Source organism: Methylophilus sp. 3sh_L (assembly GCF_046766015.1).
Lineage (GTDB): Bacteria > Pseudomonadota > Gammaproteobacteria > Burkholderiales > Methylophilaceae > Methylophilus.
Genome location: NZ_JBKOUF010000001.1, coordinates 385,722 through 410,810, shown reverse-complemented (window position 1 = coordinate 410,810; position 25,089 = coordinate 385,722). Strand labels below are relative to the sequence as shown.

The window sequence follows — 25,089 nt, the reverse complement described above, 5'->3', positions numbered from 1 at the left end:
CACGTGCATCCTTAGCGCGTCAAAACTGCAGTTGGAGCTGAATCGTCACTTCATCGCCCGCATACAACTCCGCACGTTTGCGAATCTCGGCTTTTAAAAATAAAGCATAGCGCTTGTGGTCAAACGCCGGAAAAATAGAGGTCTGCCAGATAATGGATTCGCCTGGCATTGATGAATCTGACCTTGATTGATTGAGTATGGATTGGCTTTGGCAGGCAAGAACAGTCGCAACCACCTTTACCGCTCCCCAACCGCGCCGTTTGCTTTGATGGTATTGGCTGAGGGTGTGAATTTCATCAGACATTGTTTGCGGCAGGCTAACGTAATGCCAGCTACTTTTGCTGCCTTGCCAAAGCCTGACCACATCAGTAAACGTATATTCCAAACCATCCATGTCAGTCACCTCCTCACCTCAGGTTCACAGGATGCTGGAAGCACAGCTTGGCGCGTGTCAATGAGGCTGTTTAAAGCTATCCAGCATCAACACACCCACGCCGACACAGATGGCACTGTCTGCCACATTAAACGCAGGCCAAGCCCATTGCTGATAATAAAACAGCAGAAAGTCCACCACATAGCCAAGCGTGAGGCGATCATAAAGATTCCCCAAGGCACCGCCCAACACCAGCGCCAGCCCCAAACAGAATAACTTTTTCTGTGGATGCTTGACCAGTAAATACACCATCACGGCGGAGGCCAGCGTAGAGACCGCGGTAAAAAAGCCATGCTGCCAGCCGCCGGCATTGGCCAAAAAGCTAAATGCCGCACCGGTATTGTGATAGCGCACCAGGTCAAAAAAGCCTGTCACCGGCAGATGCTCGCCATACACAAATAATTGCTGGATCACGTGTTTGGTATACAGGTCGAGCGCAACCACAATCGCACTCAACACCAACCAGGGCAAAGCCGAACGCACATTAGGCATATTTGCGCACTTCACCTTTGCCAAACAGATTGCTCACACAACGACCGCAAATGGTCGGATGAGCAGCATCACTGCCGACATCAGCACGGTAATGCCAGCAACGGTCGCACTTCTGGTGTGCGCTCGGCTTCACCAGGATTTTCTGCGCGGCGGGATCAGCCACTTTGTAGGTGGTCGCGCTAGAGGTAATCATGACAAAGCGCAAGTCATCGTGCAGCCTGCTTAAAGCCTCAAAGGCTTCTGGCGCAACATGGAACTCCAACTCGGCCTGTAATGAAGACCCCACTTTGCCTTCGCCGCGCAAGACTTCAATCTCTTTAGCGGCTTGCGCACGCAGGGCAATAATGCTTTGCCAGTGTTGTAATTGCGTGTCACTCAGTCCATGCGCAGGCAACTCATACCAATCTTCTTCAAACACAGTGGCGACATTATCCAGGCCTAAGGTCTGCCAAATTTCATCCGCCGTAAAGCTCAAAATCGGCGCCATCAAACGCATCATGGCATGTGTGATGTGATGCAACGCACTTTGTGCTGCACGGCGTGCATGTGAAGTTTCACCACTGGTATACAAACGGTCTTTAAGGATATCCAAGTAAAAACCACCCAGGTCTTCAGAGCAGAAGCTGACGAATTTCTGTACCGCCAAGTGGAATTCGTATTTATCGTAGTCCGCCAGGATGCCTGTCTGCAGCTGTTGTGTCAGATGCAGCGCGTAACGGTCAATTTCCAGCCACTGATCGACGGGCAGCAGGTCTTTGCTGGCATCAAAATCAGCCAGATTAGATAGCAGGAAACGCAGTGTATTGCGGATACGGCGGTAGCCATCGGCCACGCGCTTAAGGATTTCATCACTGATGGTCAGCTCGCCAGAGTAATCGGTCGAGGCTACCCACAAGCGCAGGATATCAGCACCATAAGTATCCATCACTTTTTGTGGCGCAACCACATTGCCCTTGGACTTACTCATTTTGTGACCCGCACCATCCACCACAAAGCCATGCGTGAGCAGAGCTTTGTAAGGTGCGTTGCCATCAATAGCGCACCCAGTCAGCAAGCTGGACTGGAACCAGCCACGGTGCTGGTCAGAGCCTTCGAGATACAAGTCAGCCACTGGCTGATGTTCAGCCTCACGCTGGTTGGCTGCCACAGACAAGCTAGCATGATGCGCTGACCGTACCACCGCGTAATGCGTGGCGCCAGAGTCAAACCAGACGTCCAGCGTATCAGTGACTTTTTTATACTGGGCTGCATTTTCAGGCGCATGTTGCGCGAGGAAAGTATCGCCATCCAGGCTAAACCAGGCTTCGATGCCCTGCTGTTCGACCTGTTTACATACCGTTTCCAGCAGTTGCATGGTCTGTGGATGCGGCTCTCCGGTTTCTTTGTGCACAAAGAACGGCATAGGCACGCCCCAGTTACGCTGGCGGGAGACACACCAGTCCGGGCGGTTTTTGATCATCGCCTCTAAACGGGCACGGCCCCAGCTCGGGAAGAATTGTGTCGCATCTACGGCTGTGTTCGCATGTTCACGCAAGGCTTTGCCATCTTTGCCTACCGAATTCATGCCGATAAACCACTGATGTGTTGCCAATTGCATCAATGGCGTTTTATGACGCCAGCAATGTGGGAAGCTGTGGTTCAAACGGGCAGAGGCAAACAGCACGCCGTTTTCCTGCAATTTAGCGAGAATGACTTTATTCGCATCTTGGCGGCTTAATCCACGAATCTCGGCCAGCTCAACCAGTTCGCTGCTAAAGAATTTGCCATCGCCACCAATCAAAACGCGCGGTTTCTCGTTAGGGAAATTGGCGCGCATGACCAGCCAGTCATCGTTACCGTGCGCTGCCGCCGTGTGGACCAAACCGGTACCCGCATCGGTCGTCACATGGTCACCGGTGATCACTGGCACCTGACGGTGATCGAACGGATGTTGCAACAAGAGTCCACGCAAGGCTTCGCCTTTGCAACTGGCCAGCACAGAAGTATTTTCTTCCGCATATCTGGCCAAGGTTTTTTCGGCCAGGTCACGCACCAGTATCAGCAAACCCTTGCTGGTCTGGATCAAATCATATTCCAACTCGGCATTCACACTCACCGCCTGGTTGGCAGGCAAGGTCCAAGGCGTCGTTGTCCAGATCACAGCATACGCATCGCCGCTCACCGTGGTATTAAATGCGTTGCCAAGCGCCGTGTTGTCCACGACCTTAAACCCAACATCAATCGCAGGTGAATTGACGTCTTCATACTCCACCTCAGCTTCAGCCAGCGCAGAGCCGCAATCCACACACCAGTGCACGGGTTTGGAGCCTTGATACAAATAGCCATTCTGGTAGATTTCGCCCAAGGCGCGCATGATATCGGCCTCGGTATCAAACGCCATGGTCAGGTATGGGTGATCCCAATCGCCCAGCACACCCAGGCGGATAAAGTCTTTCTTCTGTTTTTCGACCTGCTCGGCGGCGTAGGCGCGGCAAAGTTCACGGAACTTGGCCGGGTCTATATTCTTGCCGTGGTTTTTCTCGACAACGAGCTCAATCGGCAGGCCGTGGCAATCCCAGCCTGGCACATAAGGCGCGTCAAAACCACTCATGGTTTTGGCCTTGATGATGATGTCTTTCAGGATTTTGTTGACGGCGTGACCAATATGAATATCACCGTTAGCGTAGGGAGGGCCATCATGCAGGATAAAAGCTGGCGCACCCTTGCGCTTGGCGCGGATACGCTCGTACACCTTGCGCTCTTGCCAGCTCTTCAACCAGGCGGGTTCACGCTTGGAGAGGTCTCCGCGCATGGGGAAACTGGTTTCCGGTAAATTCAGTTTATATTTTGAATCTTTGCTTTGGTCGGTCATTTAAAAATCCATATGTGAACCGCCGATGAACGCAGATGCACGCCGATAAAACCCTCTATCAAAATATAGAAGGCTATCGGCGTTTATCCGCGTTCATCGGCGGTAAAATATTGCTTTGCCTGCAAGGCATCCAGCGCAATCTGCGCTTTTAACGCATCTAGTCCGGCGAACTTCTGTTCGTCACGCAGTTTATGGAAAAACTGCACATGCACATGCTGATCATAAAGATCACCATTAAAATCAAACACATGCACTTCGAGCTTAAGTTTCGGGATGCCTTCCAGCGTCGGGCGATTGCCCAAATTGGCCACAGCCGGTAAATTGTTCAATTTTACCGCATAAACCCCCGTCAGTGCAGGCCGTTCGTGGCGCATATGCACATTCGCGGTAGGGAAGCCAAGCTGGCGGCCCAGTTTGGCGCCATGCACCACCTTGCCGCTGATACTGTAAGGGCGGCCCAGCAAGGCCTGCGCCTTGAGCAAGTCCCCTGCCGCCAATGCGTCGCGGACTAAGGTGCTCGACACACGTTCGCCCTGCAATTGCACCTCCGGTAGCGGGATCACATTGAATCCATGCTCAATCAAGGTTTGCACACTGCCTGCCCGCTTGGCACCAAAACAGAAATCCTCCCCAACCATCACCACATTGGCATTGAGTTGGTCGCGCAGCACTTGCATGAACGAAGCTGGACTCTGCCCGGCAAAGGCTTGGTTAAAGCGCTGCACATAGACATGCTGCACCCCACACTCGGCAAAATATTCCAGCTTCTCACGCATGGAAGCCAAACGCGCAGGGGCATTTTGTGGCGTGAAAAATTCCCGCGGGTGCGGTTCAAACGTCATAACCGCTGGCGTGATTTTGTAGGTTTGCGTGTAAGCAATCAGCTGCCTGAGCAACGCCTGATGGCCTAAATGCATGCCATCAAAATTACCAATGGCAATTGCCTGCGGCTGAGATGCTTGGGGGAAGTGTCTGTAGATTTTCACGTAACCGACTTAATTAATAACCTTGAAACTTGTCACCGTTTGGTTAAATGCTTGTTTATCACGCTCGTAATAATGCAGTGTTGGCGCTTGATAAGTGATCCGATAATAATTTTTAGCACTCACCAGTCCATACGTTAATTGCTCGAATCGAAGACCTTTCTCGTTTAGATATTGAATATGTAACCGGAATGCCTTTTGCTCAGAAATAGTTTCCAATGTATTTTCAAGCACTTTAATACTCGCTGCATTTTTACTCTTCGCTTTTATTTCGGCCAGTTCTAACTCTGCCAGATCAGAGATTGGTAGCGTCGCCGATGCTGCTTTTTTAATGGTAGGAAACGCTTTTTCTGGTTTCACTGCATCAATTCTGATCGACTGCAAGCTGTAGCCATCTTTCGATATCCACAATGCATCACCACTTTGCGGCCCGGTTACCTGCACCCAACCAATCGGGAGATTCACTCTAAAACTTTTATTCGCATCGACATATTCTGATTTTGTTAACCGCGTAAATGGGCCGCCACATGAAGCCACTAAGATCATCAATCCAACGATTAAGGTTATTTTAAAAAAACGCATTTTTTGCCTTTATGAAATTTTAAGTTATTGTTTAGCAAGTGTTTCAAGATATCCATTTACATAGCTTTGATCGCTAGCCTCAGGCGCCAACTCCAAATATCGCCTGAACATGGAAATGGCTTGTTCAGTTTTATTTTGGCTCATCAAAAGCAGGCCTCTTGCTCGATAAGCGGGTGCAAAAGACGCATTAAGCGCAATCGTCTTGTCAAACTCGCGCATTGCAATTTCGGCGTCCTCTTTTTCATTACGCTTACGATAGGCCTCGCCTAGGTAGTAATGAACAGTCGATGGATAGCGCTGAAGCACCGTTTCATCAGATAACAACGCAATCACATGCTTATAGCGGCCAAAACTGAGCTCCTGCTCCAAAGACTCCATCCGTAGCTTGTCCACATTAGCCGAGTATTGTTCGGTGTTCATCACCCCGCTATTCGGGTGTAAGGCTGCTAATTTAGTAAAATTATCAACCCGGTCTTTAAGCTTGGGATGGGTGGAATAGAAGAAACTCTCCTGAACATCAGACAGCTTCACCTCCTTGGCAAGATGCTCAAAAACCTTATGCGCCTCGCTGGGATCATAACCGGCTTTAATCAGCCGATTAAAACCCATATTGTCAGCCTCGGTTTCTAGCTCTCGAGAGTAGCCATATATTGAAGAGGTGGCGATGATGTTACCAATCAGCCCGACTATCGGCACACCGATCACTGCGGTGATTGTTGCAAAAGCAGAGGAACCTTTAACAGATTGCTGATTAAAGTATCCATGCCTGTAAACGAAATGTGCGCCTTCATGGGCAAGAACAGTAGCGAGCTGAGCCTCGTTATCGAACCGGGAAAGCAATCCGGTATGCATATAGATATTGCCGTTAGGAATAGCAAAGGCATTTAATACTGGCGAGTTAACAACATGTACTTTAATTTTGCCAGCAAATTCCGGATAAAGCTTGTCCATAACACTTTGCAAATAAGCCTCTAGCTCAGGCGAGGCATAGATTTGCCCGCCTTTGCGAATCGCCTTTTCAAAATCGTTACTGGCTGACCATAATCGCTGTTCATCAGGCTCAAGTGCTTGCAACGCATTCGCGTCCGCATAAGGCTGGCGTATTTCTGCAACGCAAGATTGATTAAAAATGAATAAACCAATCATCAGTGTGCTGATTTTTTTGCAATGCGCCCACATGATGTGCATTCCCTACGAACCAACACGACCAGGATAGTTGATGAACATATCATTCATCATTTTATTCACATCCTCTTGCTTTCGCAGGTCTTTACTATCCAAGGCAAACCCATAATTCATCCAAAGGATGTCTCCGGTTTTCAAATCGACCAGGGCAGCAGACAAAAAGGTTGGACTCGCAGGAATCACCACGCCAAATAATGCAGCAAAAACACGGGCAGCTTTACGCCCTCCTGTTGAGATAAAATCCTCGCCAATAATGAACAAGGCGGCATCTGCACCGGTTTTATCTGAAAGCGCCTTTAATCCAGGGCCTAGCGTGTAATCAAAATCATTCTTTTTGTGCTTCCATGCATCAAACTCTGCCCGCCCAAAATAAAAAGCATTAGAGCCAACCACATCATATAAGGCAACATGCTCGTCCAGGCTGGCCAGCTCTTCAGAAGTCATATTTTCAGGCAGTTCTAATTTGTCAAATAAACGTCTGTCATTAATTTGACGAGCCAATGCAGTGCGCACATTGGTTTTTGCTTGCGTAGACCAATCATCTACTTTTTCAGCAACGCCACCCACGGACAACTCTTTGACGTAAATTTCAGGCTCAATTAGCAAGATTTTTTTGGGTAAGCTTGCAACATCCAGATGGGCTTTTTTAATACTGGTATCCGCCGCTTGAAGCGGCGTTGTTATTAATGCGAATAAAAAAACGATGAGGCTTCTTTTCATACATTCTCCCTTTATTATTTTGTTGAATCTGACGCTAGCGTTGTACTCTGCGTGAAAAATCCTTAGGCTTAAACCCTAGCAATCCTAGCATAGCAAAATACACGAACATTCCTAACAAAACGATCGCAACAAGATGGTAGATTCGTGTCAGAGGAGACATAGCCAGCCATTCACCAAACGCAATCGCAACCTGATGTAGCACGATTGCCATCACGGTCACGGCAACCAGGAGCTTGGCTAAAAACGCCGTCCAGCCAGGTTGTGGCTGGAAAGCACCGGTTTTCTGCAAGGTTACCCACAGCAAGGTTGCGTTGAGGCAAGCCCCCAACCCGACGGCCAGGGCCAGTCCGGCATGCTGCAACTGAGTGAACAGTAAAAAGCCGACATTCATAACTTGGGTCATCACCAGGGTAAAAATTGCGATTTTGACAGGCGTTTTGACGTTTTGGCGGGCATAAAAGCCAGGGGCTAGCACCTTGACCATAATCAGGCCCAGCAAGCTAAGGCTGTAGGCAATCAGGGCGCGTTCGGTTTGCGCCACATCGACCGGGGTGAATTTGCCGTAATAAAACAGACTCGCCACCAATGGTTTGGACAGCACAGCCATCGCCACAGCCGCCGGAATCGCCAGCATAAATGTGAGGCGCAAGCCCCAGTCCAGCAACTGGGAAAACTCGGCACTGGATTTATCCACATGCGCCTTGGATAAGCTAGGCAACAAAATCGTGCCCAATGCCGCGCCCAGCACGCCGGTCGGGAATTCCATCAGGCGATCAGCGTAATATAGCCAGGACACACTGCCGGTGGGCATGAATGAAGCAAAAATGTTATTCAACACAATCGAAATTTGCGCGACGGAGACGCCAAAAATCGCGGGCCCCATAAGTTTGAGAATGCGGCGCACGCCTTCATCTTGCAAATTCAGTTCGTAGCGCGGCAACATACCGATCTGTTGCAGGTAAGGCAGTTGATACAGCAACTGGATAATGCCGCCAACAAACACAGCCCAAGCCAGCACATACACCGAGTTGTGAAAGTGAGGCGCAATAAAAACTGCGGCAGTGATAAAACTCAAATTGAGCCAGACAGGCGTGAATGCGGGCACCTGAAACTTGCTGTAGGCATTGAGTACGCCCCCAGCCATGGAGACTAGCGAAATAAACAGGATATAAGGAAAGGTGATACGCAACAGCTCTGTCGTCAGCGCAAATTTGGCCGGATCACTGACAAAACCAGGTGAGGTGAGCCGCACAATTAACGGTGCTGCCAGCATGCCGACAATGGTAATGCCCACCAGGAACAAGCCCAGCAAACTGGCAACATGATTGATCAACGCCCTGGTCGCTTCGGGGGTGCGTTGTTTTCGATATTCGGAGAGGATAGGAACAAATGCTTGGCTAAAAGCCCCTTCGCCTGAAATGCGGCGCAACAGGTTGGGAATTTTAAAGGCGACAAAAAAAGCATCGGTGGCCATCCCCGCCCCAAAGATACGGGCAATCAGCGTGTCTCGCACAAACCCGAGCAGGCGAGAAATAAAGGTCATGCCACCCACGGTGGCCAATGCTTTGAGCAAGTTCATAAATGGTGGAGAATAGAGGCCTTGGTTTATTTTTTTGACCGTCGCCCGCCCGCAACGAACGGTTAACTGGTTAAAATTTTGGCAGATTTTACCATGCAGCCATCCGCAGTCGAGGAAAATGCGTTTTTATCTTGCAAAAACAAAGCAAAAACAGTATGATGCACGGTTTCGTATCACACCCCTTTTGAAAGTTACAGGATAAAACGAATATGGCAAATACCGCACAAGCCCGCAAACGCGCGCGCCAATCCGTCAAAGTTAATGCACACAACGCTGCGTTGCGTTCAACTTTGCGTACTGCGATCAAAAAAGTAATCAAAGCGATTCAATCTGGTGACAAAGCTGCTGCTGTGGCTTCTTACCAAGAAAATGTTAGCGTGATTGACCGTATCGCTGACAAAAAAATCATTCACAAAAACAAAGCTGCTCGTCATAAGAGCCGTTTGACTGCTGCAATCAAAGCATTGTCCGGTGACGCACCAGCGACTTTGGCTTCTGTGAAAAAAGCAGCTGCCACTAAAGCCGAAGCTGCACCAGCTAAAAAAGCTGCCAAGCCTCGCGCGAAAAAAGCCGCTGAATAATTTCAGTAGGGGTGCGTACTAAAAAAGCCGGACAGATGTCCGGCTTTTTTATTGTCTAAATCTTTTTGCCGCCTTGATCTAACGCATCATTAAAACCGCTCTTGCTGTTATGATCACAGCTGAAATCACCATCTTGCCCAGGAGAGCCCCTTGAGCTTTATTGACAAAAACTTGCTTGCTAATGAGGTAGTGATTTACCATGCACAAGTACACTGGATTATTTTCCTGAATACTTTTGTCTACTTATTGCTCAGCGTACTGGCGTGCGCTTTCAACCTGCGCCTGGCAGAGGCTCATCAACTGCTATGGGCGCTGAGCCTACTCGGCTTGTTACTGGCCTTGATCAGCGGCATCAGCAGCTACATTCGCTACAAAACGTCCGAGTTTGCCATTACCAACAAACGCGTCCTGATCAAAATCGGCTTTATCAGACGCCACTCGCTGGAAGTACTGCTGCATAAAGTGGAGGGCATAGGCGTCAATCAAAGCATCCTCGGCAGAGTATTAGGCTTTGGGACGATTACCGTCACAGGCACAGGTGGCACCAAAGAAACATTTGACCAGATTGCTGCACCGCTTGAATTTAGAAAGCAGGTGCAGGCAAACCTCTCCTAATCTCCCTGCTTCAGAGCGAAAAAAGCCCGGATAACCGGGCTTTTTTAATGGCGCTGGCACTCAGTTATTCGCCAATATGTAACTCACTACGCGCCACTTTGGCGGCATTCAACACGGCCTGCGCATCATCGCCAATCACCGTAAAATGACCCATTTTACGGCCTTTGCGCGGCTCATGCTTACCATATAAATGCATTTTGAGGTTGCCGTGGGCAAAGGCTTTATCCCAGGCCGGCTCTAACTGCTTACCGCTATATAACCAGCTATCGCCAAGAATATTTACCATCACGGCATTGCTATGCAGCTTTGCGCTACCCAATGCCTGACCAGTAATGACGCGAACCTGTTGTTCAAACTGGTTGGTCACACAAGCATCGATGGTGTAATGGCCCGAGTTATGAGGGCGCGGCGCAATCTCGTTCACCAGCAACTGGTTGCCCACCACAAAAAACTCAACGCCCAACACGCCTACATAATTGAGCTTGGTCGCCAGCTTTTTGGCGAGCTCTTGTGCATTGGCTTTGATCACTTCAGAACAGCGCGCAGGGGCGATGCTGACATCCAGAATCCCGTTCAAATGGCTATTTTCTGCGGTTGGGAAGGCGGCAATATTGCCGTGCACATCGCGGGCCAGCACAACAGAGACTTCCAGATCCAAAGGCAGCATTTTCTCCAGCACGCAGACTTCTTGCTTAAAGCCTTGAAACGCGGCCACCGCTTGTTCACGGTTGGCAACACGCGCCTGACCTTTACCATCGTAACCAAAGCGCGCGACTTTCAATACTGCTGGATACATCTCGCCATCGGCAGGCAAATCAGTCTCGGCCATGACCGGCACAAACGGTCCCACCGGCAAGCCTGCTTCTTGAAAGAAGGTTTTTTCCTTCACCCGATGCTGGGCAATCGCTACCGCACCCGCGCTTGGATGGACGACTGTAGACTTGGCCAAAGTCGCCAGCGTTTCGGCTGGCACATTCTCAAACTCGGTAGAAATTGCCTGGCAGGTTTCCGCCATGGTTTTCAAGGCGGCCGCATCGTCATAGGCAGCACATAAATGCACATCGGCAATCATGCCTGCCGGACTGTTCTGGTCAGGATCCAGCACGGTGACTTTATAACCCATCTCGTGCGCTGCAATCACAAAAAAGCGACCGAGCTGGCCGCCGCCTAACATGCCCAACATGGCAGGAGGTTGAATCACGGATGATGTCATGGTTTTTCGCTCAACTCCATTGCGTGCACTTTTTCAGCTTGTTTGGTGCGGAAGGCTGTTAATTTCTGAGCCAAGGATTGGTCTTGATTGGCAAGCATGGCCACCGCAAACAAACCGGCATTGGCCGCACCTGCATCACCAATCGCAAAAGTAGCCACTGGAATCCCTTTAGGCATCTGCACGATAGACAACAATGAATCCTGGCCTTGCAGATGTTTGGAAGGGACGGGCACACCCAATACCGGTAAGGTGGTTTTTGCTGCCACCATGCCAGGCAAGTGTGCAGCCCCGCCAGCACCAGCAATAATCACCTGAAAACCGTTGCCAGCAGCAGACTCCGCAAACTGGAACATCAGGTCAGGCGTCCGATGGGCAGAGACCACTCGCGCCTCATAAGCCACACCGAAGTCGGCCAACATTTGCGCGGCATTCTTCATCACCGGCCAGTCACTGTCGGACCCCATAATAATCGCTACCAAAGGTTTACTCATCCCGTTACCTTTTAATCAATGTGTTCACTTGTCATGCGTAGATGGCTTCTGAAGCCATCTACATTTGCTTATAACAACACCAAATTATCTCGGTGTATCAATTCTTTTTCTTCCACATAGCCCAGCACGCTTTCTATTTCGCTACTGGGTTTGCGTTTAATGCGCCGCACTTCATTAGCATTGTAATTGACGATGCCCCTCGCCCATTCTTTACCGGCGGCATCGACACAAGCCACCACATCCCCGCGCTCAAACTGGCCCAGCACATCCACCACACCTATCGGCAACAGGCTTTTGCCGTCTTTGGTCAAGACGTTCACCGCGCCGTCATCCAGCACCAATTTACCCCCTACGCGCAAATGATCAGCCAGCCATTGTTTTTTGGCCAGCGTTTTCATTCGTACGGCTTTCAAGTGCGTCCCAATTGCCTCGCCTTGACTCAGCCGCACCAAGACCTCAGGCTCGCGCCCGGAGGCAATCACGGTGTGCGCACCACTGTTAGCAGCGCGCTTGGCGGCCAATATTTTGGTTAACATGCCACCAGTCCCTACAGCGGAGCCTGCGCCGCCAGCCATGCTTTCGAGTTCAGGATTGCCTGCGGTTTCAAAATTGATAAACACGGCATTTGGGTCTTTGCGCGGATCCGCGGAATAAAGTCCTTTTTGATCAGTCAAAATAATCAATGCATCGGCTTCAATCAGGTTGGCCACCAGCGCACCCAAAGTGTCGTTATCGCCAAAACGGATTTCTTCGGTCACCACCGTATCATTTTCATTGATAATCGGGATGACATTGAGGTCTAGCAGTGTGCGCAAGGTGGTGCGTGCATTCAGGTAACGTTTGCGATCGGCCAGATCTTCGTGGGTTAACAATAACTGTGCCGTATGCAACCCATGTTGTGCAAAACATTGTTCGTACATCTGCACCAGCCCCATTTGGCCGACAGCCGCGGCGGCTTGCAACTCATTCACTTCTACCGGACGTTTTTTCCAGCCAAGGCGCTGCATGCCTTCTGCAACCGCGCCACTGGAGACCAGCACGACTTGTTTGCCCTGCTTCACCAAGGCACTGATTTGCTGCGCCCAAGCGGCAATCGCAGTTTTATCCAAGCCCTGACCATTGTTGGTCACCAGGCTGGAACCGACCTTGACGATCAAGGTTTTGCTGTCTTGTATGAGTGAAACGCTCATAAAACTTATTCTGTAATGGGCTGAGTCTGCGCTTCTTCTACGTCACGTTGCGCGCGTGACTGGTCAATATGGTCCATGATGGCATAGGTCAAGGCCTGGCAACCAACACCGCTGATGGCGGAGATAGGAAATACCGGACCACTCCAGCCATAGGCTTTGATAAAGTCAGCGACTTTTTCTGCGCTGTCTTCCAGCATATCTATTTTATTGAGCACCAGCCAGCGTGGCTTCTCATAGAGTTCCTGGTCGTATTTTTTCAGCTCGTTAACGATGGCCTTGGCTTCTTGCACCGGATCCACGCTTTCATCAAACGGAGCAAGGTCTACCAGATGCAATAACAAGGAGGTACGCTGCAAATGGCGCAAGAACTGGTGACCTAGGCCGGCACCTTCTGCCGCACCTTCAATCAGGCCAGGCACATCGGCAATCACAAAGCTGCGGTTGCTATCCACACGCACCACCCCCAGATTAGGGTGCAAAGTCGTAAATGGATAATCCGCCACTTTAGGTTTCGCCGCAGACACTGAGCGGATAAAAGTAGATTTACCGGCATTGGGCATGCCCAGCAGGCCCACATCGGCCAGCACTTTCAGCTCTAGGTATAACTCAAAAGCCTCGCCAGGCTCACCCTTGGTACATTGGCGCGGTGAGCGGTTGGTACTGGTTTTAAAATGAATATTGCCGAGGCCGCCGGTGCCGCCTTTGGCGATCAGCACTTTCTGGCCATCTGTATTGAGGTCGACCATCATCTGGCCAGTCGCCTTGTCACTAATGGTTGTGCCGACAGGGACGCGCAGAATCATGTCGTCACCGCCTTTACCGTAGCAGTCAGATCCACTGCCGTTCTCGCCGCGTTGTGCTTTAAAGGTACGCGTATAACGGTAATCCACCAGCGTATTGATGTTACGGTCAGCCACCACAAAGATAGAGCCGCCACGGCCGCCATCGCCACCATTAGGGCCGCCCATAGGCTCGTATTTTTCACGGCGGAACGTCGCCACACCGTTACCACCGTCACCGGCGTAGACTTTGATGGTCGCTTCGTCAATAAACTTCATGATTCAATTTGCCTTTTAAGCGCATTACTGCGTAACCTGGCGCGCAAAAACCCGTATTGTAGATTCAAGTTTTTGCCTACCGTGCGCCTTGCACTGCATCTTAAAATTCCTATGGCGCACGGACAAATCCAGCGCACAACCATACAAGGCTACAATCTGATAACTATAAAGTAAAAAGCCCCGTCAAGCGACAGGGCTTTTTTCATAAAAGTGCGATTAGACCGCTTCGATGCTCACGGTATGACGCTTCAATGCGCCTTTAACAGCAAATTTCACTTTGCCTTCTACCAATGCATACAGGGTGTGGTCTTTGCCCATACCGACGTTTTCGCCAGCGTGCATTTTAGTCCCGCGTTGGCGAACAATGATGCTGCCAGCGTTAACTACTGTTTCACCGAAAGCTTTAACGCCCAGGCGTTTGGCTTGTGAGTCGCGACCGTTACGTGAACTACCGCCTGCTTTTTTGTGTGCCATGTTTGATTCCTTATTCTAGCAATCTGCTCTACTCAAGCAGAACGTGCTTATTTTGCTGAAATAGTGTCGATTTGAATTTCTGTGTAGCTCTGACGATGACCTTGAGTCTTGCGGTAGTGCTTACGACGACGCATTTTGAAGATCATCACTTTGTCACCACGGCCATGTGAAACCACTGTGGCATTCACTTTTGCACCAGCTACCAACGGTGCGCCAATCGTAGTTGTCTCGCCGTCCGCAATCAACAACACTTTGTCAATCACTACTGTGGAGCCAACGTCGCCAGTCAATTTCTCAACTTTTACTTTGTCACCAGCGGCTACTTTGTACTGTTTGCCACCTGTTTTAATCACTGCGTACATAATAATGCCTTAAACATCGCCTTTTAAAGAACCCGCAATTATACGCAATTTATTCGATAATGCAAATATATTTCAGCTTAATTTCAATCATGCGCAGGAACGGCCAATCCCAGGCCGCCGGATTGCGGCAACGCGTTATTTTAAGCCAGGTCGCCAGGCGTGGATACTGCCCTGCGTATAATACTGGTAGACCGTAAACACACATGCAAGCAACTCTTCTTCGAGCAGAGGATCTAGCGCACCCTCCCTCTGCACGTCAGCCACCCGGTACAACGGTTGCATTTCAAGGTTATTGAGCGAGCTTAAAGGCTGAAATCGCACATTAAGCAACACGCGGCTCCTTTGCCTCAATTGCACTGTAAACATATCTTCTACCGCAAGCACAAGCGATTGGCCATCTTGCAACATGACCGCGTAAAGCTTCTTGTTTTGCTGCGTCATCCACTCGACGCCTGTATTGCGTCTCCCCAAAAAAGTCATTCATCATTCCGACTAGTAAAAACGCCAAGCTTAATGCCACCCCATATTGCATGACAGCAGCAGTTTGCTTTAAATTGACCATATCAGATGAACCCGCTCGTCAGGATATGGCTTGAAAAAATATGAAATGATTGCCGAAGAAATCGCCAGCGCGATTCAACAAGGATTGCTGAAGCGGGGTGATAAATTGCCTTCTATCCGGCAAATCCAGGCCAGCAAGCAAGTCAATGCTTCCACCGTATTCCAGGCTTACTACCTGCTGGAGGCACGCGGCCTGATTGTGACGCGTCCGCGCTCTGGTTACTATGTGGTGGGACCATTGCGAGGCGAACGTCTGGTGCCGCAACCCGCTCACAATGCCGGTCAACCAACCACGCTGCAAGTCAGCGATCTGGTATTCACCTTGCTGGAGCGCATCAAAGACCCGCAGCAAATCCCGTTTGGCTCTGCCTTTCCCAACCCAGGCCTGTTCCCGCTGGCCAAATTGGCCGACCATATGGCCAGCACAGTGCGCCGCATGCAACCACAAGTGACGGTCAGTGATATTGGCCAGGGCGACGCCGAACTGCGGCGGCAGATCGCCCTACGCTACCAGCTGGATGGCACACCGACAGAGCAGGATGAGATCGTGGTGACCAATGGCGCGATGGAGGCACTCAATTTATGCCTGGCTGCCGTCACGCAGCCAGGGGAGTGCGTGATTATTGAATCACCCAGCTTTTATGCCGCACTGCAAGCCATAGAGCGCATGGGACTGAAAGCGATTGAGGTCCCCAGCGACCCTGAACTAGGCATAGACCTGGCCGCGCTGGAGCAAGCCATTATTCAGCACCATCCCAAGGCTTGCTGGCTGATGACCAATTTTCAGAACCCCACTGGCAGCCTGATGCCGGAAGCAAAAAAACAGGCATTAGTGGCTTTAATGTCCCGCTACCAGTTACCACTCATAGAGGATGACGTCTATCGCGAGTTATATTTTGGCAAACAGCGGCCGCTGCCCGCCAAGCACTGGGACAATGAGGGCTGGGTCATGCATTGCTGTTCGTTTTCAAAATCATTGGCGCCGGGTTATCGCGTGGGTTGGGTCTCTGCCGGGCGTTTTAGCGAAAAAATCACCCGCCTCAAGCTTTCCACCACCCTGGCCACCTCAATTCCAGCACAACTGGCCCTGGCCAGCTACCTGGCCAAAGGCGGTTATGACAAACATTTGCGCCAACTTCGCCACCAGCTCATGCTGCAACAATTACAGTTCACCCAGGCCATTCATCAATCATTACCAGAGGAGGTTCGCTACACCCTACCGCAAGGAGGCTACTTCTTATGGCTGCAATTACCCCACGGCCAGGATAGCCTGGCCTTATTTCAGCAAGCCATCCATCACAACATTAGCCTTGCCCCTGGGCATTTATTTTCTTCTCAACAGCAATATGCAGGGTATGTGCGGTTGAATTATGGCCACGCTTTAACGGCAGAACACCAACAAGCCATCGCGACCTTGGGGCGGTGGATGAAACAAAGCAGCGAGGGTTAAATGTCAATCTGATATGGTTTTTTATTTAAAAACTGAATCTGTTTTAACCCTAGCCATTCTTTTACACTGCAGGCGTTTCCTTGAGATTGAGTGCCTGTATGAATTCCTCCCGCAGTAAAACCGTGATCCCGATTGTGGCTGCGCCAGCTACCGCAGAACAAACCATCTCGCTCTATCAAAAAACCCGCAAAATCTACCCGCGTAGCGTCAACGGTTACTTTAAAAACTGGCGCTGGTTTATGATTTGGGCCACACAACTCGTATTTTATGGTTTGCCTTGGCTGCAATACGGCGGCCGCCAGGCATTTCTGCTGGATATTGATACGCACCGGTTTTACCTGTTTGGCCTGGTGATCTTTCCGCAGGACCTGTTTTACCTGGCCATGTTGCTGATTATTTGCGCCGTCGGCTTATTTTTGTTTACCGCCGTGGCAGGGAGGCTCTGGTGCGGCTTTTCTTGCCCGCAATCGGTGTATACCGAGATTTTCTTATGGATGGAACGCACCATTGAAGGCGACCGCCTGGCCAGGCAAAAACTGGATAGCCAGCCGTGGGGCCTACGCAAAACCGGCATCAAATTCAGCAAGCACGCCGCCTGGTTGAGCTTCTCACTGGTGACCGGCTTGACCTTTGTTGGCTACTTTACGCCTATCCGTGCGCTCGTCACTGACTTCACGCAATGGCAATTAGGGGGCTGGTCCTGTTTCTGGCTAGGCTTTTACAGCCTTGCAACTTATGGCAATGCAGGCTTTATGCGCGAACAGGTTTGCAAACACATGTGTCCCTACGCACGCTTTCAGAGTGCGATGTTTGATAACCACACCTTGATTGTCGCCTATGATAGCTCGCGCGGCGAACCGCGTGGCCACCGCGGCAAAGGCCAAGATCCCAAGACTCAAGGCTTAGGGGCATGCATTGATTGCAGCATCTGCGTACAAGTGTGCCCGGTCGGCATTGATATCCGTCAGGGCCTGCAGTATGAATGCATCAGTTGCGGCTTGTGTATTGATGCCTGCAATGAGGTGATGGACAAAATGCAATATCCGCGCGACCTGATCCGTTTCTCAGCCGCTGGCACGACCGATCAACACGCACTGAGCAAACATCTGCTGCGTCCGCGTGTGCTGATCTACAGTGGGCTGTTTGCGCTGGCCATTGCCTGGCTGGGCTATGGTTTGCTGCATAAGCCGGACTTCAAGGTCGACATCATGCGTGACCGCAATATCATGTACCGTGAAACCAGCCAAGGCATCGAAAATGCTTACCAGCTGCATCTCAGCAATGCCACCGAGCAACCTGAAAATTACAAAATCCGTGCTCTGGGCTTGGCAGGCTTGCAGATTGAAAGTGAACAAATACTGACCGCTCAATCGACCGAGGAAATATTGGTCCCGCTAAGCCTGCTGGCCCCCGCCAGCAACCAACGTGGCAGCCAACGCATCCAGATAGAGGTAACCGCCTTATCCAGCGGCGAGAAAGTCACGACGGACAGTACCTTCTACCAGCCTTAAGCACACCGTGCCCCTTGCCCGTGTACATTGGATGACAGTTGAATTATTTAATCTGCCAAATCAAGTACACGGGTCTTTTTTTGCGCCAACATTTTCAGCAGCAGTTTGTAACTATCCAAGTCAAACTTGAGCGCTGTTTTTTGCCTACGTAATTCATGCAAACTGTCATCGTCTTCCGCCACGCCCAGGTAGACCCAATGCTCGAATACGTGAATCTGGCGTAGATCGTGCTCAAGGTTGTATTCTTCAATGCCTATTTTGCCGCGGTAGGGCCAGACTTTAAGCTTATGCGCCATCAACGCCTGTTGTACGCGCAACGCATGGATCTCAGGTGGCTCCTGACCACAACATACCCCTTTGCAGCGCCTGAGCTGAAAAGCAAAACAAGGCCCACTCCGTCCTATTTCCAGCCCTAACGCTTTGACACACAAATGGCTGAGGTCAGCAATTTTGCGTAAGGTTTCCACCGCTTGGCGCTTGCTTCTAAAAGTGCCAAACAAATGGCTCATCTGGCTAGGGTCAATCTCATCTTCGTGCACCAGCTTGACCAGCGGTTGGGCAGCCGGATCAATTTGCCAGCTACACAGCGAACGCTCGCGCCGCAGTTGACGGTTATAAATTGGTTGGCGCTCCTTAACCAGCCGGGACTCCAGCAGCAAAGCACTAAACTCGCCTGCGGTGGGGATCCATTCAAAGCGCTTCATTTCCTGCGTCATGCGCATTTCTTTAGTCGATACGTGGTCACCACTAAAATGTGACAACACCCGCGCGCGCAAATTAACGCTTTTACCTATATACAAAGGCAGTTCGTTCTCACCATAGAACAGGTAAACGCCAGGCGCTTCCGGCAACTCACCTACCAGGCTGGCATCAATATGCGGCGGCAAAGTCGGCGCAGACATCAGCTTCAGCGCGGCTGCTTTCACCACCTCTTCACCGAGATCGCGACGGGCATCATTGAGCATGACCAGGATGGCTTCCACATCGCCCATGGCACGGTGCCGCGCCAGGCCTGTGATCTGGTGCCTAGCGACGATGGCATCAATGCCATGGCTATAATGTTGCGGATAGAGCAGCCGTGACAGCTTGACCGTACACAAGACTTTTTGGCGCAAAGTGATGCCAATCCGCTTGAATTCAGTCTTTAAGAAGCCATGATCAAAACGCACATTATGTGCAGCTAGCACAGTACCTTCCAAAAAAGCCAGCAAGGTATCGGCTACCTCGGCAAACGTGGGTGCATCTGCCACCATGGCATCATCGATGCCGGTCAGTGATTGAATAAATGGGGGAATCGGCTGCTGGGGATCGACTAGCGTTTGCCAGCGCGCCGTTTCAATCCCGTGATCAAAGCGTACCAGCGCAATTTCGGTAATACGGTCTTTAAGGGGCGTCGCCCCGGTCGTCTCGAGGTCAAGAAAGGTGACAGAAGGCAACATCAACAAGGCAAAGGATCGCTAAGACCATCTCAAGAAATTCATCGTGTTTATTTTAGCTTAGAATGCCGGCTTTATTGCAGTTTGCGAAATGTCCCATTGCAAGGCTGATGTAAGCCTCATTAGATAAGATGTAATGAGTTTTCTGTAACGTTAGTTACATACTCCTACAAAACAACTATGGACACCCTCGATAAATGGTGCTGTAATTGTTTTTATACATATTAATGACAATATAATTTTAACCATGCCAAATTTATACTTAGAAAATCAATTATGTTTTTCGCTGTATTCCGCCACTCATGCCTTATTGCGCTCTTACAAGCCTGACCTGGATAAATTAAACCTGACCTACCCACAATATCTGGTACTGGTCGCGCTGTGGCAATACAAACAACTGTCAATTAAAGAAATTGCCGAAAAACTATTGCTTGAACCGGCGACGATTACACCGGTGGTTAAACGTCTCGAAGCCAAAAAGCTGACCAAACGTACACGCCAGAAAGATGATGAACGCGTGGTGATTGTCAGCCTCACCGAAGAAGGCCAGGCCTTGCGTAGCAAACTGTCGGACGTGCAAAAGCGTGTCGCTTGTGACACCGGCCTGTCGAATGCCGATTTTGATGGTCTGAACAAAACCTTGAGCAATTTAACTAAAAACGTTTCAGCCAAAATTCCAGGCTAATTACCTCCTGGCTTACCACTCACTTTAGTGCAATTGCCAAAAGCAAAAAGCTGTGATGCAGACATCACAGCTTTTTTATTGCTTGGTTTTTTATCGGCGGCCATGGATGATAGCGCCGGTGCAACCTTTTATGAGATGACGACTAGTCAGGCATATTGAGTTGGCGCATAAAGGCACGAAAGGAACCTTGTGTTGCATGTAAAGCCTGCAGTTTGCTCAGCGACTCTGAAAGCGCATCACTCATTACCTCCAGCGCATCTTCATCCAGGCGCAAACTCATGGCGCCAATTTCCAGCTCAATCGTGCGGTGTGTTTCGCAATAATGCACACGAAACCCGCTTTGGCCAGACAAGAGTATTTTTTTACACATCATGTTTTCTTTCTCGTATTTGTTGATTAAGGCGCATCCAACAACGCCAACACAGCCCGCTTAACGGGTGGCCAATGACACGCCAGCCTGCTCATGCTCATTGACCAGCAGGGTCCAGTGCACACACATGCGCCGCGAGACATGGCAAATCAAGTCAGAATCAGCATACTCAGGAGCAGCCAGCGTCTCTGCCAGCCGCAACGCCTGCTTGGCCAGGTCATAAGTCGGTTTTTTGATGTACAAGGTCGCCACATAGAGCAACGAAGCCATGACGGACTCGGCATCTGGCAAACTGGGGTCATAACGCATCACCGGCATATTCATGCTTTGCATAGGGTGTTCTCCTTAAATAGTCATCGCAATATCGGTCTGCATCACAATACGCGCAGCCGCCTTGCGCAGCATTTCATTAATCACAATAAAGTTATCCGCCTCAAACTTGAGCGTGGTGCCGCCTACTTCAAGCTCCACCATGTCAGATGATTGGTTATAAAGTACTTTGCATGCGGTCTTGCCTGCCAACATGGTTTTACCCACAACAGTTTGACGTTTCATCACAAGTCTCCTTTAGCTCACTGAGATTAAATGATAATGATTATCATTTATAAAGTCAACCACTAAGACTCAACGACTGCTGGGGATTGGCGGCTGGGACAACTGAGGGAAATGAATCAGGAGCGGTGCGGGTAAGCCAGCAGAAATGCCGTGGCTTCTTCCACATTCATGGGTTTGCTTAACAGGTAACCTTGCATTTCATCACAGCCCTGCGCTTGCAAAAAGGCTTTTTGTTCCGGCGTCTCTACGCCCTCGGCAATGGTTTTCAGGCCTAGGCTGCGGGCAAGCTGGATAATGGCAATGACGATAGCCTTATCCTCATCATCGGTGGTGATGTCGCGCACAAAAGTCTGGTCGACTTTGAGCTTGTAGACTTTGAATTTTTTAAGATAACTTAAAGAAGAGTAGCCAGTGCCAAAATCATCAATCGACAAGCGCACGCCCAAGGCATTGAGGGCGTCCATCATGGTCACCGCACCGGCAGGGTTTTCCAGGGCCACGCCTTCAGTCAGTTCCAGCTCCAGGCAATCCGGCGAAACTTCGTAGCGCTCCAATGTGTTTCTCACCAGCGCAGGCAATTTAGGATCACGGAACTGGATACTGGAGAGATTGACCGAAACGGCGATCTGCTGCAGGCCTGCCTGGTGCCAGCGCTGGATTTGCTGCGCGGCCTGCTCCAGCACCCAACTGCCAATGGCAATAATCAACCCGTTGGACTCAGCTAAAGGGATAAATTCTGCCGGTGAGATAAACCCCAGCTGTGGATGCTGCCAGCGTAACAGGGCTTCAACGCCAATCAGCTTGCCACCTTCGAGTTCAATTTGCGGCTGGTAATATACTGACAATTGCCCCAACGCGATGGCATGCCGCAAGCCATTCACCAACTGCAAATTTCGTGCAGTTTGCAGTTGCATATGATTGCTAAAAAAGCGGAAGCTGTTGCGGCTTTCCTGCTTGGCGCGGTACATGGCCACATCGGCATTCCGTTGCAGACTTTCCATATCCAGCCCGTCATCCGGGTAAATCGCAACGCCAATCGAGGCCGTAATCGTTAACTCATATTGATCAATGATCACCGGTTGCTCAACCACCCTTAGCAACCGCTCTACCATTTCCTTGGCCCGCGCCTGATCAGCTTCGGCCAGCAAAAATACAAACTCATCCCCACCCAAGCGGCAAATGGTGTCTTGCGGACGCACCATGGCCTGAAAACGCTTGGTCAGCGCAACCAGTAAATTATCGCCATAGCGGTGCCCCAGGCTATCATTCACGTCCTTAAAATGATCAAGATCCAGGAACATCAAGGCAAACTGGCCATCCTGGTCCCAAGCCTTTTCAATTTCTGCATTCACGCGCTCTGTCAGCAAATTGCGGTTAGGTAAGCCGGTTAATGCATCATAGTTCGCCAAAAAGCGGATGCGTTCCTCCGCCTCTTTACGCGTGGTGATGTCACGGATAAATGCACTGTAATACCGATCTTGATGGCGCTCGATTTCAACAATTGTCAACTCAATGGGAAACTCTTGCCCATCCCGCCGTATCGCGGTAATTTCAATCAGCTTGCCCAACAGCTTGGATTGCCCGGTTTGCTGTAAGCGCTGCATGCCCTGATGATGTGCTTCCCGGTATGCTGCCGGGACAATCACATCGCCCAAGTCCCGACCGATCACCTCTGCTCTGGCGTAGCCAAACATTTGGTTGGCCGCCTGGTTCCACTCAATCACCCGCCCCGCCTGATCAATATTCACAATCGCATCAAGCGCATTTTCAAGCACGAGCTGTGCGCGTTGTTCACTGATCTGCAAGTCACGCCTGAAGGCCGCACGTTGCGCCTCTACCGCAAAACGGTCTAACGCAAAATCAATATTGGCCGCCATGTCTTTGAGCAAATGCTGGATATTGTCGTGAAACGCTTGCGGTTGTTGCGCGTATAAAGATAAACACCCCACCACCCGTCCTTCGGTATGCAAGGGTAAAAAAGCGGCCGCGTGCCAATTAAACTGTTTGGCCTTTTCATGCCAGGGGGCGCTCACGGGATGGGTTTGAAAATGCTGCACCCAATAAGGATGGTCAGACACAATGGCTAGACCACAAGGGCCCCGGCCACTGGCTTGGGAAGGATCGGCAGTAATCGTCACCTGATCAAGATACTCAAGCCCCGAACCATAAGCACTCGCGACCCGTATCTGTTTGGATTCATGGTCCAGCTCGCCGATCCAGACCAGGTTTGCATGGCCCAGATTGACGATCACCCGGCAAATCTGATCGTATAAAGACTGCTTGTCCTGGCTATGAATAATTAACTGATTACACTGGCTGAGTGCCAGGTAGAGTTGATTGAGTCTGGCGTGTTGTTCACTGGCGGCCAAATACTGCGCATCCATATCACGCTTAAACCGTACCTGTTGCCGCCAGGCCCACCAGCCGCCCAGGCTCCAAATGACCAAGCCCAAACCAAGCAGGCCCACCAGAGGTTGAGCATAAAAGCCGCTGCCTGCCGCCGAATACAGGCAAACCAATAGATTCAACAAGCCAATCAGCCAAACCACTCTGATCAACCTGCCCTTTGCTGCGAATATATTTTTTTGTGCAGTCATGGATGTATAAGCCTAAGCCCCCGCCCACTAATTTAAGGGAAGTGATTAAAATCAAATCCCCAAATACACAGATAAAAATCGGACAAATTCACCGATACGGATTTTAGTGCGATCAGGCGCGCGTGCAGTAGCATTCCCAGCAACGATGCTAATACAAGCTTTCCAAAATAACCAGCCACATCCTGGCAAATCTGACCCAGGTCAAAAGCGGGAATCATGCCTACCCCTGGGTGAAACAGATTTATTTATAATCATTAAAAATAACTTTAGCAAAAGTGAGGGGCACAGAATGGACTTTAAAGTATTTTCGGCGTTCTATTTGGTCCCACTCATGATCTCTGCCATTGGCTCCCTGATCGAATTCAGAAACTGCGAATTCAACACCCCCAAACACGCGCTGGGCAAAGCCTTCTTTCTCACCTTCAGGAGCATGGTGCCCGTACTGAATATCTTCTCCGCCATCCTCTATGTCATGACCTGCAGCACCTACACCTGGAAAAAGTGCACACTACGCAAAAAACAGTAAGCTAAAAACAAAAAGACCCAAGGCATACACCCTGGGTCTTTTTTAATTCGACTGACTACAATGCGGCAGCATTTCTTATCTGGACATCACTGACTGGATCAAATTTTTATGTTCTGACGGCACATCTAGAAACTCCAGATTAGTCCTAAAGCCACGCATGCCACAAAGCGATGAAAAAACCACCCGGCAATTAAACCTGTAATTGCGTATCCCCGCCTCCGCAGGCATCGGGATCTCAACATCACACACTTGCCCCGGCTTGTAATATTTATCAGCAAACAGGCTCATGCCATGCATGGAAATATCATGTGTAAAAGCAGTGTAGGTGCGGCCAGTACTATCAATGAGTTGTGACTTTTTACGCCACAAGCGGCGGTTTACGTCTGTTGAACTGTTGTAAAAACTACTGGAAGACATGATGCTAAAAATGCCAATAACGCTTACTTAACTAACCGATATTTTATTGAGGATTTTTTATCCAAACAAGAGGATTTTCTTTAAAGAAAAAACATTAAATCCCCGCTTTTAATAAAACAATGTAAGTACACTGGCAAGCGGGCTCGCCCTTCGGTACTAAGGGATGAAAGGC

At 50.1% G+C, this 25,089-nt stretch carries 28 protein-coding genes; 6 read left to right on the top strand and 22 right to left on the bottom strand.

Going from position 1 to position 25,089, the window contains the following annotated elements:
* Positions 1-19: 19 nt before the first annotated feature.
* From ACIDF8_RS02080 to murJ, 8 genes are all read right to left on the bottom strand, one after another.
* Entirely contained in the window at positions 20-394 is a 375-nt protein-coding gene (locus tag ACIDF8_RS02080) for a DUF1905 domain-containing protein (protein ID WP_412008965.1), read from the bottom strand.
* Between the two features lie 57 nt (positions 395-451).
* Positions 452-925 (bottom strand): signal peptidase II, encoded by a 474-nt coding sequence (gene lspA / locus ACIDF8_RS02075; protein ID WP_412008964.1) that lies wholly within the window; start codon positions 923-925, stop codon positions 452-454.
* Complete coding sequence (gene ileS / locus ACIDF8_RS02070) at positions 918-3,776, bottom strand: isoleucine--tRNA ligase (protein WP_412008963.1); 2,859 nt, start codon at positions 3,774-3,776, stop codon at positions 918-920. The genes lspA and ileS overlap by 8 nt, the downstream gene beginning before the upstream one ends.
* An 83-nt stretch (positions 3,777-3,859) precedes the next feature.
* Positions 3,860-4,762 carry a bifunctional riboflavin kinase/FAD synthetase gene (locus ACIDF8_RS02065; RefSeq protein ID WP_412008962.1) on the bottom strand — a complete coding sequence of 301 codons (903 nt, stop codon included), beginning with the start codon at positions 4,760-4,762 and terminating at the stop codon, positions 3,860-3,862.
* 9 nt (positions 4,763-4,771) lie between these two features.
* Positions 4,772-5,341 carry a PsbP-related protein gene (locus ACIDF8_RS02060; RefSeq protein WP_412008961.1) on the bottom strand — a complete coding sequence of 190 codons (570 nt, stop codon included), beginning with the start codon at positions 5,339-5,341 and terminating at the stop codon, positions 4,772-4,774.
* A gap of 24 nt (positions 5,342-5,365) precedes the next feature.
* On the bottom strand, positions 5,366-6,520 hold the full coding sequence (locus tag ACIDF8_RS02055) for a M48 family metallopeptidase (RefSeq protein ID WP_412008960.1): 1,155 nt from the start codon (positions 6,518-6,520) through the stop codon (positions 5,366-5,368).
* A 12-nt stretch (positions 6,521-6,532) separates the two neighbouring features.
* Positions 6,533-7,246: a hypothetical protein gene (locus ACIDF8_RS02050; RefSeq protein ID WP_412008959.1), complete on the bottom strand. Its 714-nt coding sequence runs from the start codon at positions 7,244-7,246 to the stop codon at positions 6,533-6,535.
* A gap of 34 nt (positions 7,247-7,280) precedes the next feature.
* Positions 7,281-8,825, bottom strand: a complete 1,545-nt coding sequence (gene murJ, locus ACIDF8_RS02045; RefSeq protein ID WP_412008958.1) for a murein biosynthesis integral membrane protein MurJ — start codon at positions 8,823-8,825, stop codon at positions 7,281-7,283.
* Between the two features lie 209 nt (positions 8,826-9,034).
* On the opposite strand from murJ, the gene rpsT reads away from it, so the two are divergent.
* Entirely contained in the window at positions 9,035-9,406 is a 372-nt protein-coding gene (gene rpsT / locus ACIDF8_RS02040) for a 30S ribosomal protein S20 (protein WP_412008957.1), read from the top strand.
* A gap of 150 nt (positions 9,407-9,556) precedes the next feature.
* Positions 9,557-10,021 carry a PH domain-containing protein gene (locus ACIDF8_RS02035; RefSeq protein WP_412008956.1) on the top strand — a complete coding sequence of 155 codons (465 nt, stop codon included), beginning with the start codon at positions 9,557-9,559 and terminating at the stop codon, positions 10,019-10,021.
* Between the two features lie 64 nt (positions 10,022-10,085).
* Here ACIDF8_RS02035 and ACIDF8_RS02030 read toward each other — a convergent pair whose 3' ends face one another.
* From ACIDF8_RS02030 to ACIDF8_RS02000, 7 genes are all read right to left on the bottom strand, one after another.
* Positions 10,086-11,234, bottom strand: a complete 1,149-nt coding sequence (locus ACIDF8_RS02030; RefSeq protein WP_412008955.1) for a 5-(carboxyamino)imidazole ribonucleotide synthase — start codon at positions 11,232-11,234, stop codon at positions 10,086-10,088.
* Positions 11,231-11,725 (bottom strand): 5-(carboxyamino)imidazole ribonucleotide mutase, encoded by a 495-nt coding sequence (purE, locus tag ACIDF8_RS02025; protein WP_412008954.1) that lies wholly within the window; start codon positions 11,723-11,725, stop codon positions 11,231-11,233. The genes ACIDF8_RS02030 and purE overlap by 4 nt, the downstream gene beginning before the upstream one ends.
* 68 nt (positions 11,726-11,793) lie before the next feature.
* Positions 11,794-12,915, bottom strand: a complete 1,122-nt coding sequence (gene proB, locus ACIDF8_RS02020) for a glutamate 5-kinase (RefSeq protein ID WP_412008953.1) — start codon at positions 12,913-12,915, stop codon at positions 11,794-11,796.
* A 5-nt stretch (positions 12,916-12,920) separates the two neighbouring features.
* Positions 12,921-13,973, bottom strand: coding sequence for an Obg family GTPase CgtA (gene cgtA / locus ACIDF8_RS02015; RefSeq protein ID WP_412008952.1), 1,053 nt, complete (start codon positions 13,971-13,973; stop codon positions 12,921-12,923).
* 216 nt (positions 13,974-14,189) lie between these two features.
* Complete coding sequence (gene rpmA / locus ACIDF8_RS02010) at positions 14,190-14,447, bottom strand: 50S ribosomal protein L27 (RefSeq protein WP_049637894.1); 258 nt, start codon at positions 14,445-14,447, stop codon at positions 14,190-14,192.
* A 47-nt stretch (positions 14,448-14,494) separates the two neighbouring features.
* Positions 14,495-14,809: a 50S ribosomal protein L21 gene (rplU, locus tag ACIDF8_RS02005; RefSeq protein WP_018986099.1), complete on the bottom strand. Its 315-nt coding sequence runs from the start codon at positions 14,807-14,809 to the stop codon at positions 14,495-14,497.
* Positions 14,810-14,944: 135 nt separating this feature from the next.
* Positions 14,945-15,289 (bottom strand): hypothetical protein, encoded by a 345-nt coding sequence (locus ACIDF8_RS02000; protein ID WP_412008951.1) that lies wholly within the window; start codon positions 15,287-15,289, stop codon positions 14,945-14,947.
* Positions 15,290-15,401: 112 nt separating this feature from the next.
* Between ACIDF8_RS02000 and ACIDF8_RS01995 the strand changes: the two genes are divergently transcribed.
* Together ACIDF8_RS01995 and ccoG are read left to right on the top strand one after the other, a co-directional pair.
* A complete protein-coding gene (locus tag ACIDF8_RS01995; protein ID WP_412008950.1) occupies positions 15,402-16,820 on the top strand; it encodes a PLP-dependent aminotransferase family protein in 1,419 nt (472 codons plus the stop codon).
* A 98-nt stretch (positions 16,821-16,918) separates the two neighbouring features.
* The gene (ccoG, locus tag ACIDF8_RS01990) at positions 16,919-18,331 is read left to right on the top strand and encodes a cytochrome c oxidase accessory protein CcoG (protein WP_412008949.1); all 1,413 of its coding nucleotides are present in this window, start codon (positions 16,919-16,921) and stop codon (positions 18,329-18,331) included.
* 47 nt (positions 18,332-18,378) lie between these two features.
* On the opposite strand, the gene ACIDF8_RS01985 is transcribed toward ccoG, so the two are convergent.
* Positions 18,379-19,770: a 3'-5' exonuclease family protein gene (locus tag ACIDF8_RS01985; RefSeq protein WP_412008948.1), complete on the bottom strand. Its 1,392-nt coding sequence runs from the start codon at positions 19,768-19,770 to the stop codon at positions 18,379-18,381.
* Positions 19,771-20,014: 244 nt separating this feature from the next.
* Between ACIDF8_RS01985 and ACIDF8_RS01980 the strand changes: the two genes are divergently transcribed.
* A complete protein-coding gene (locus ACIDF8_RS01980) occupies positions 20,015-20,452 on the top strand; it encodes a MarR family winged helix-turn-helix transcriptional regulator (protein WP_412008947.1) in 438 nt (145 codons plus the stop codon).
* 142 nt (positions 20,453-20,594) lie between these two features.
* On the opposite strand, the gene ACIDF8_RS01975 is transcribed toward ACIDF8_RS01980, so the two are convergent.
* The 5 genes from ACIDF8_RS01975 to ACIDF8_RS01955 form a co-directional block, all read right to left on the bottom strand.
* Positions 20,595-20,822, bottom strand: a complete 228-nt coding sequence (locus tag ACIDF8_RS01975) for a hypothetical protein (RefSeq protein ID WP_412008946.1) — start codon at positions 20,820-20,822, stop codon at positions 20,595-20,597.
* 60 nt (positions 20,823-20,882) lie between these two features.
* Entirely contained in the window at positions 20,883-21,155 is a 273-nt protein-coding gene (locus ACIDF8_RS01970) for a hypothetical protein (RefSeq protein ID WP_412008945.1), read from the bottom strand.
* A gap of 12 nt (positions 21,156-21,167) precedes the next feature.
* The gene (locus ACIDF8_RS01965; RefSeq protein ID WP_412008944.1) at positions 21,168-21,377 is read right to left on the bottom strand and encodes a hypothetical protein; all 210 of its coding nucleotides are present in this window, start codon (positions 21,375-21,377) and stop codon (positions 21,168-21,170) included.
* A gap of 116 nt (positions 21,378-21,493) precedes the next feature.
* Positions 21,494-23,926 (bottom strand): putative bifunctional diguanylate cyclase/phosphodiesterase, encoded by a 2,433-nt coding sequence (locus ACIDF8_RS01960; protein ID WP_412008943.1) that lies wholly within the window; start codon positions 23,924-23,926, stop codon positions 21,494-21,496.
* An 80-nt stretch (positions 23,927-24,006) separates the two neighbouring features.
* Positions 24,007-24,192: a hypothetical protein gene (locus ACIDF8_RS01955; protein WP_412008942.1), complete on the bottom strand. Its 186-nt coding sequence runs from the start codon at positions 24,190-24,192 to the stop codon at positions 24,007-24,009.
* 71 nt (positions 24,193-24,263) lie between these two features.
* On the opposite strand from ACIDF8_RS01955, the gene ACIDF8_RS01950 reads away from it, so the two are divergent.
* Entirely contained in the window at positions 24,264-24,500 is a 237-nt protein-coding gene (locus ACIDF8_RS01950) for a hypothetical protein (RefSeq protein ID WP_412008941.1), read from the top strand.
* A 75-nt stretch (positions 24,501-24,575) separates the two neighbouring features.
* Here ACIDF8_RS01950 and ACIDF8_RS01945 read toward each other — a convergent pair whose 3' ends face one another.
* Positions 24,576-24,917, bottom strand: a complete 342-nt coding sequence (locus ACIDF8_RS01945; protein ID WP_412008940.1) for a PilZ domain-containing protein — start codon at positions 24,915-24,917, stop codon at positions 24,576-24,578.
* Between the last annotated feature and the right edge of the window lie 172 nt (positions 24,918-25,089).

What these genes read in the sequence shown, in the direction of transcription:
- ACIDF8_RS02080 (WP_412008965.1), bottom strand. Translation starts at nt 394, where the DNA reads ATGGATGGTTTGGAATATACGTTTACTGATGTGGTCAGGCTTTGGCAA.
- lspA (WP_412008964.1), bottom strand. Translation starts at nt 925, where the DNA reads ATGCCTAATGTGCGTTCGGCTTTGCCCTGGTTGGTGTTGAGTGCGATT.
- ileS (WP_412008963.1), bottom strand. Translation starts at nt 3,776, where the DNA reads ATGACCGACCAAAGCAAAGATTCAAAATATAAACTGAATTTACCGGAA.
- ACIDF8_RS02060 (WP_412008961.1), bottom strand. Translation starts at nt 5,341, where the DNA reads ATGCGTTTTTTTAAAATAACCTTAATCGTTGGATTGATGATCTTAGTG.
- ACIDF8_RS02055 (WP_412008960.1), bottom strand. Translation starts at nt 6,520, where the DNA reads ATGTGGGCGCATTGCAAAAAAATCAGCACACTGATGATTGGTTTATTC.
- ACIDF8_RS02050 (WP_412008959.1), bottom strand. Translation starts at nt 7,246, where the DNA reads ATGAAAAGAAGCCTCATCGTTTTTTTATTCGCATTAATAACAACGCCG.
- murJ (WP_412008958.1), bottom strand. Translation starts at nt 8,825, where the DNA reads ATGAACTTGCTCAAAGCATTGGCCACCGTGGGTGGCATGACCTTTATT.
- rpsT (WP_412008957.1), top strand. Translation starts at nt 9,035, where the DNA reads ATGGCAAATACCGCACAAGCCCGCAAACGCGCGCGCCAATCCGTCAAA.
- ACIDF8_RS02030 (WP_412008955.1), bottom strand. Translation starts at nt 11,234, where the DNA reads ATGACATCATCCGTGATTCAACCTCCTGCCATGTTGGGCATGTTAGGC.
- purE (WP_412008954.1), bottom strand. Translation starts at nt 11,725, where the DNA reads ATGAGTAAACCTTTGGTAGCGATTATTATGGGGTCCGACAGTGACTGG.
- proB (WP_412008953.1), bottom strand. Translation starts at nt 12,915, where the DNA reads ATGAGCGTTTCACTCATACAAGACAGCAAAACCTTGATCGTCAAGGTC.
- cgtA (WP_412008952.1), bottom strand. Translation starts at nt 13,973, where the DNA reads ATGAAGTTTATTGACGAAGCGACCATCAAAGTCTACGCCGGTGACGGT.
- rpmA (WP_049637894.1), bottom strand. Translation starts at nt 14,447, where the DNA reads ATGGCACACAAAAAAGCAGGCGGTAGTTCACGTAACGGTCGCGACTCA.
- rplU (WP_018986099.1), bottom strand. Translation starts at nt 14,809, where the DNA reads ATGTACGCAGTGATTAAAACAGGTGGCAAACAGTACAAAGTAGCCGCT.
- ACIDF8_RS02000 (WP_412008951.1), bottom strand. Translation starts at nt 15,289, where the DNA reads ATGACTTTTTTGGGGAGACGCAATACAGGCGTCGAGTGGATGACGCAG.
- ccoG (WP_412008949.1), top strand. Translation starts at nt 16,919, where the DNA reads ATGAATTCCTCCCGCAGTAAAACCGTGATCCCGATTGTGGCTGCGCCA.
- ACIDF8_RS01985 (WP_412008948.1), bottom strand. Translation starts at nt 19,770, where the DNA reads ATGTTGCCTTCTGTCACCTTTCTTGACCTCGAGACGACCGGGGCGACG.
- ACIDF8_RS01980 (WP_412008947.1), top strand. Translation starts at nt 20,015, where the DNA reads ATGCCAAATTTATACTTAGAAAATCAATTATGTTTTTCGCTGTATTCC.
- ACIDF8_RS01975 (WP_412008946.1), bottom strand. Translation starts at nt 20,822, where the DNA reads ATGTGTAAAAAAATACTCTTGTCTGGCCAAAGCGGGTTTCGTGTGCAT.
- ACIDF8_RS01970 (WP_412008945.1), bottom strand. Translation starts at nt 21,155, where the DNA reads ATGCAAAGCATGAATATGCCGGTGATGCGTTATGACCCCAGTTTGCCA.
- ACIDF8_RS01965 (WP_412008944.1), bottom strand. Translation starts at nt 21,377, where the DNA reads ATGAAACGTCAAACTGTTGTGGGTAAAACCATGTTGGCAGGCAAGACC.
- ACIDF8_RS01955 (WP_412008942.1), bottom strand. Translation starts at nt 24,192, where the DNA reads ATGATTCCCGCTTTTGACCTGGGTCAGATTTGCCAGGATGTGGCTGGT.
- ACIDF8_RS01950 (WP_412008941.1), top strand. Translation starts at nt 24,264, where the DNA reads ATGGACTTTAAAGTATTTTCGGCGTTCTATTTGGTCCCACTCATGATC.
- ACIDF8_RS01945 (WP_412008940.1), bottom strand. Translation starts at nt 24,917, where the DNA reads ATGTCTTCCAGTAGTTTTTACAACAGTTCAACAGACGTAAACCGCCGC.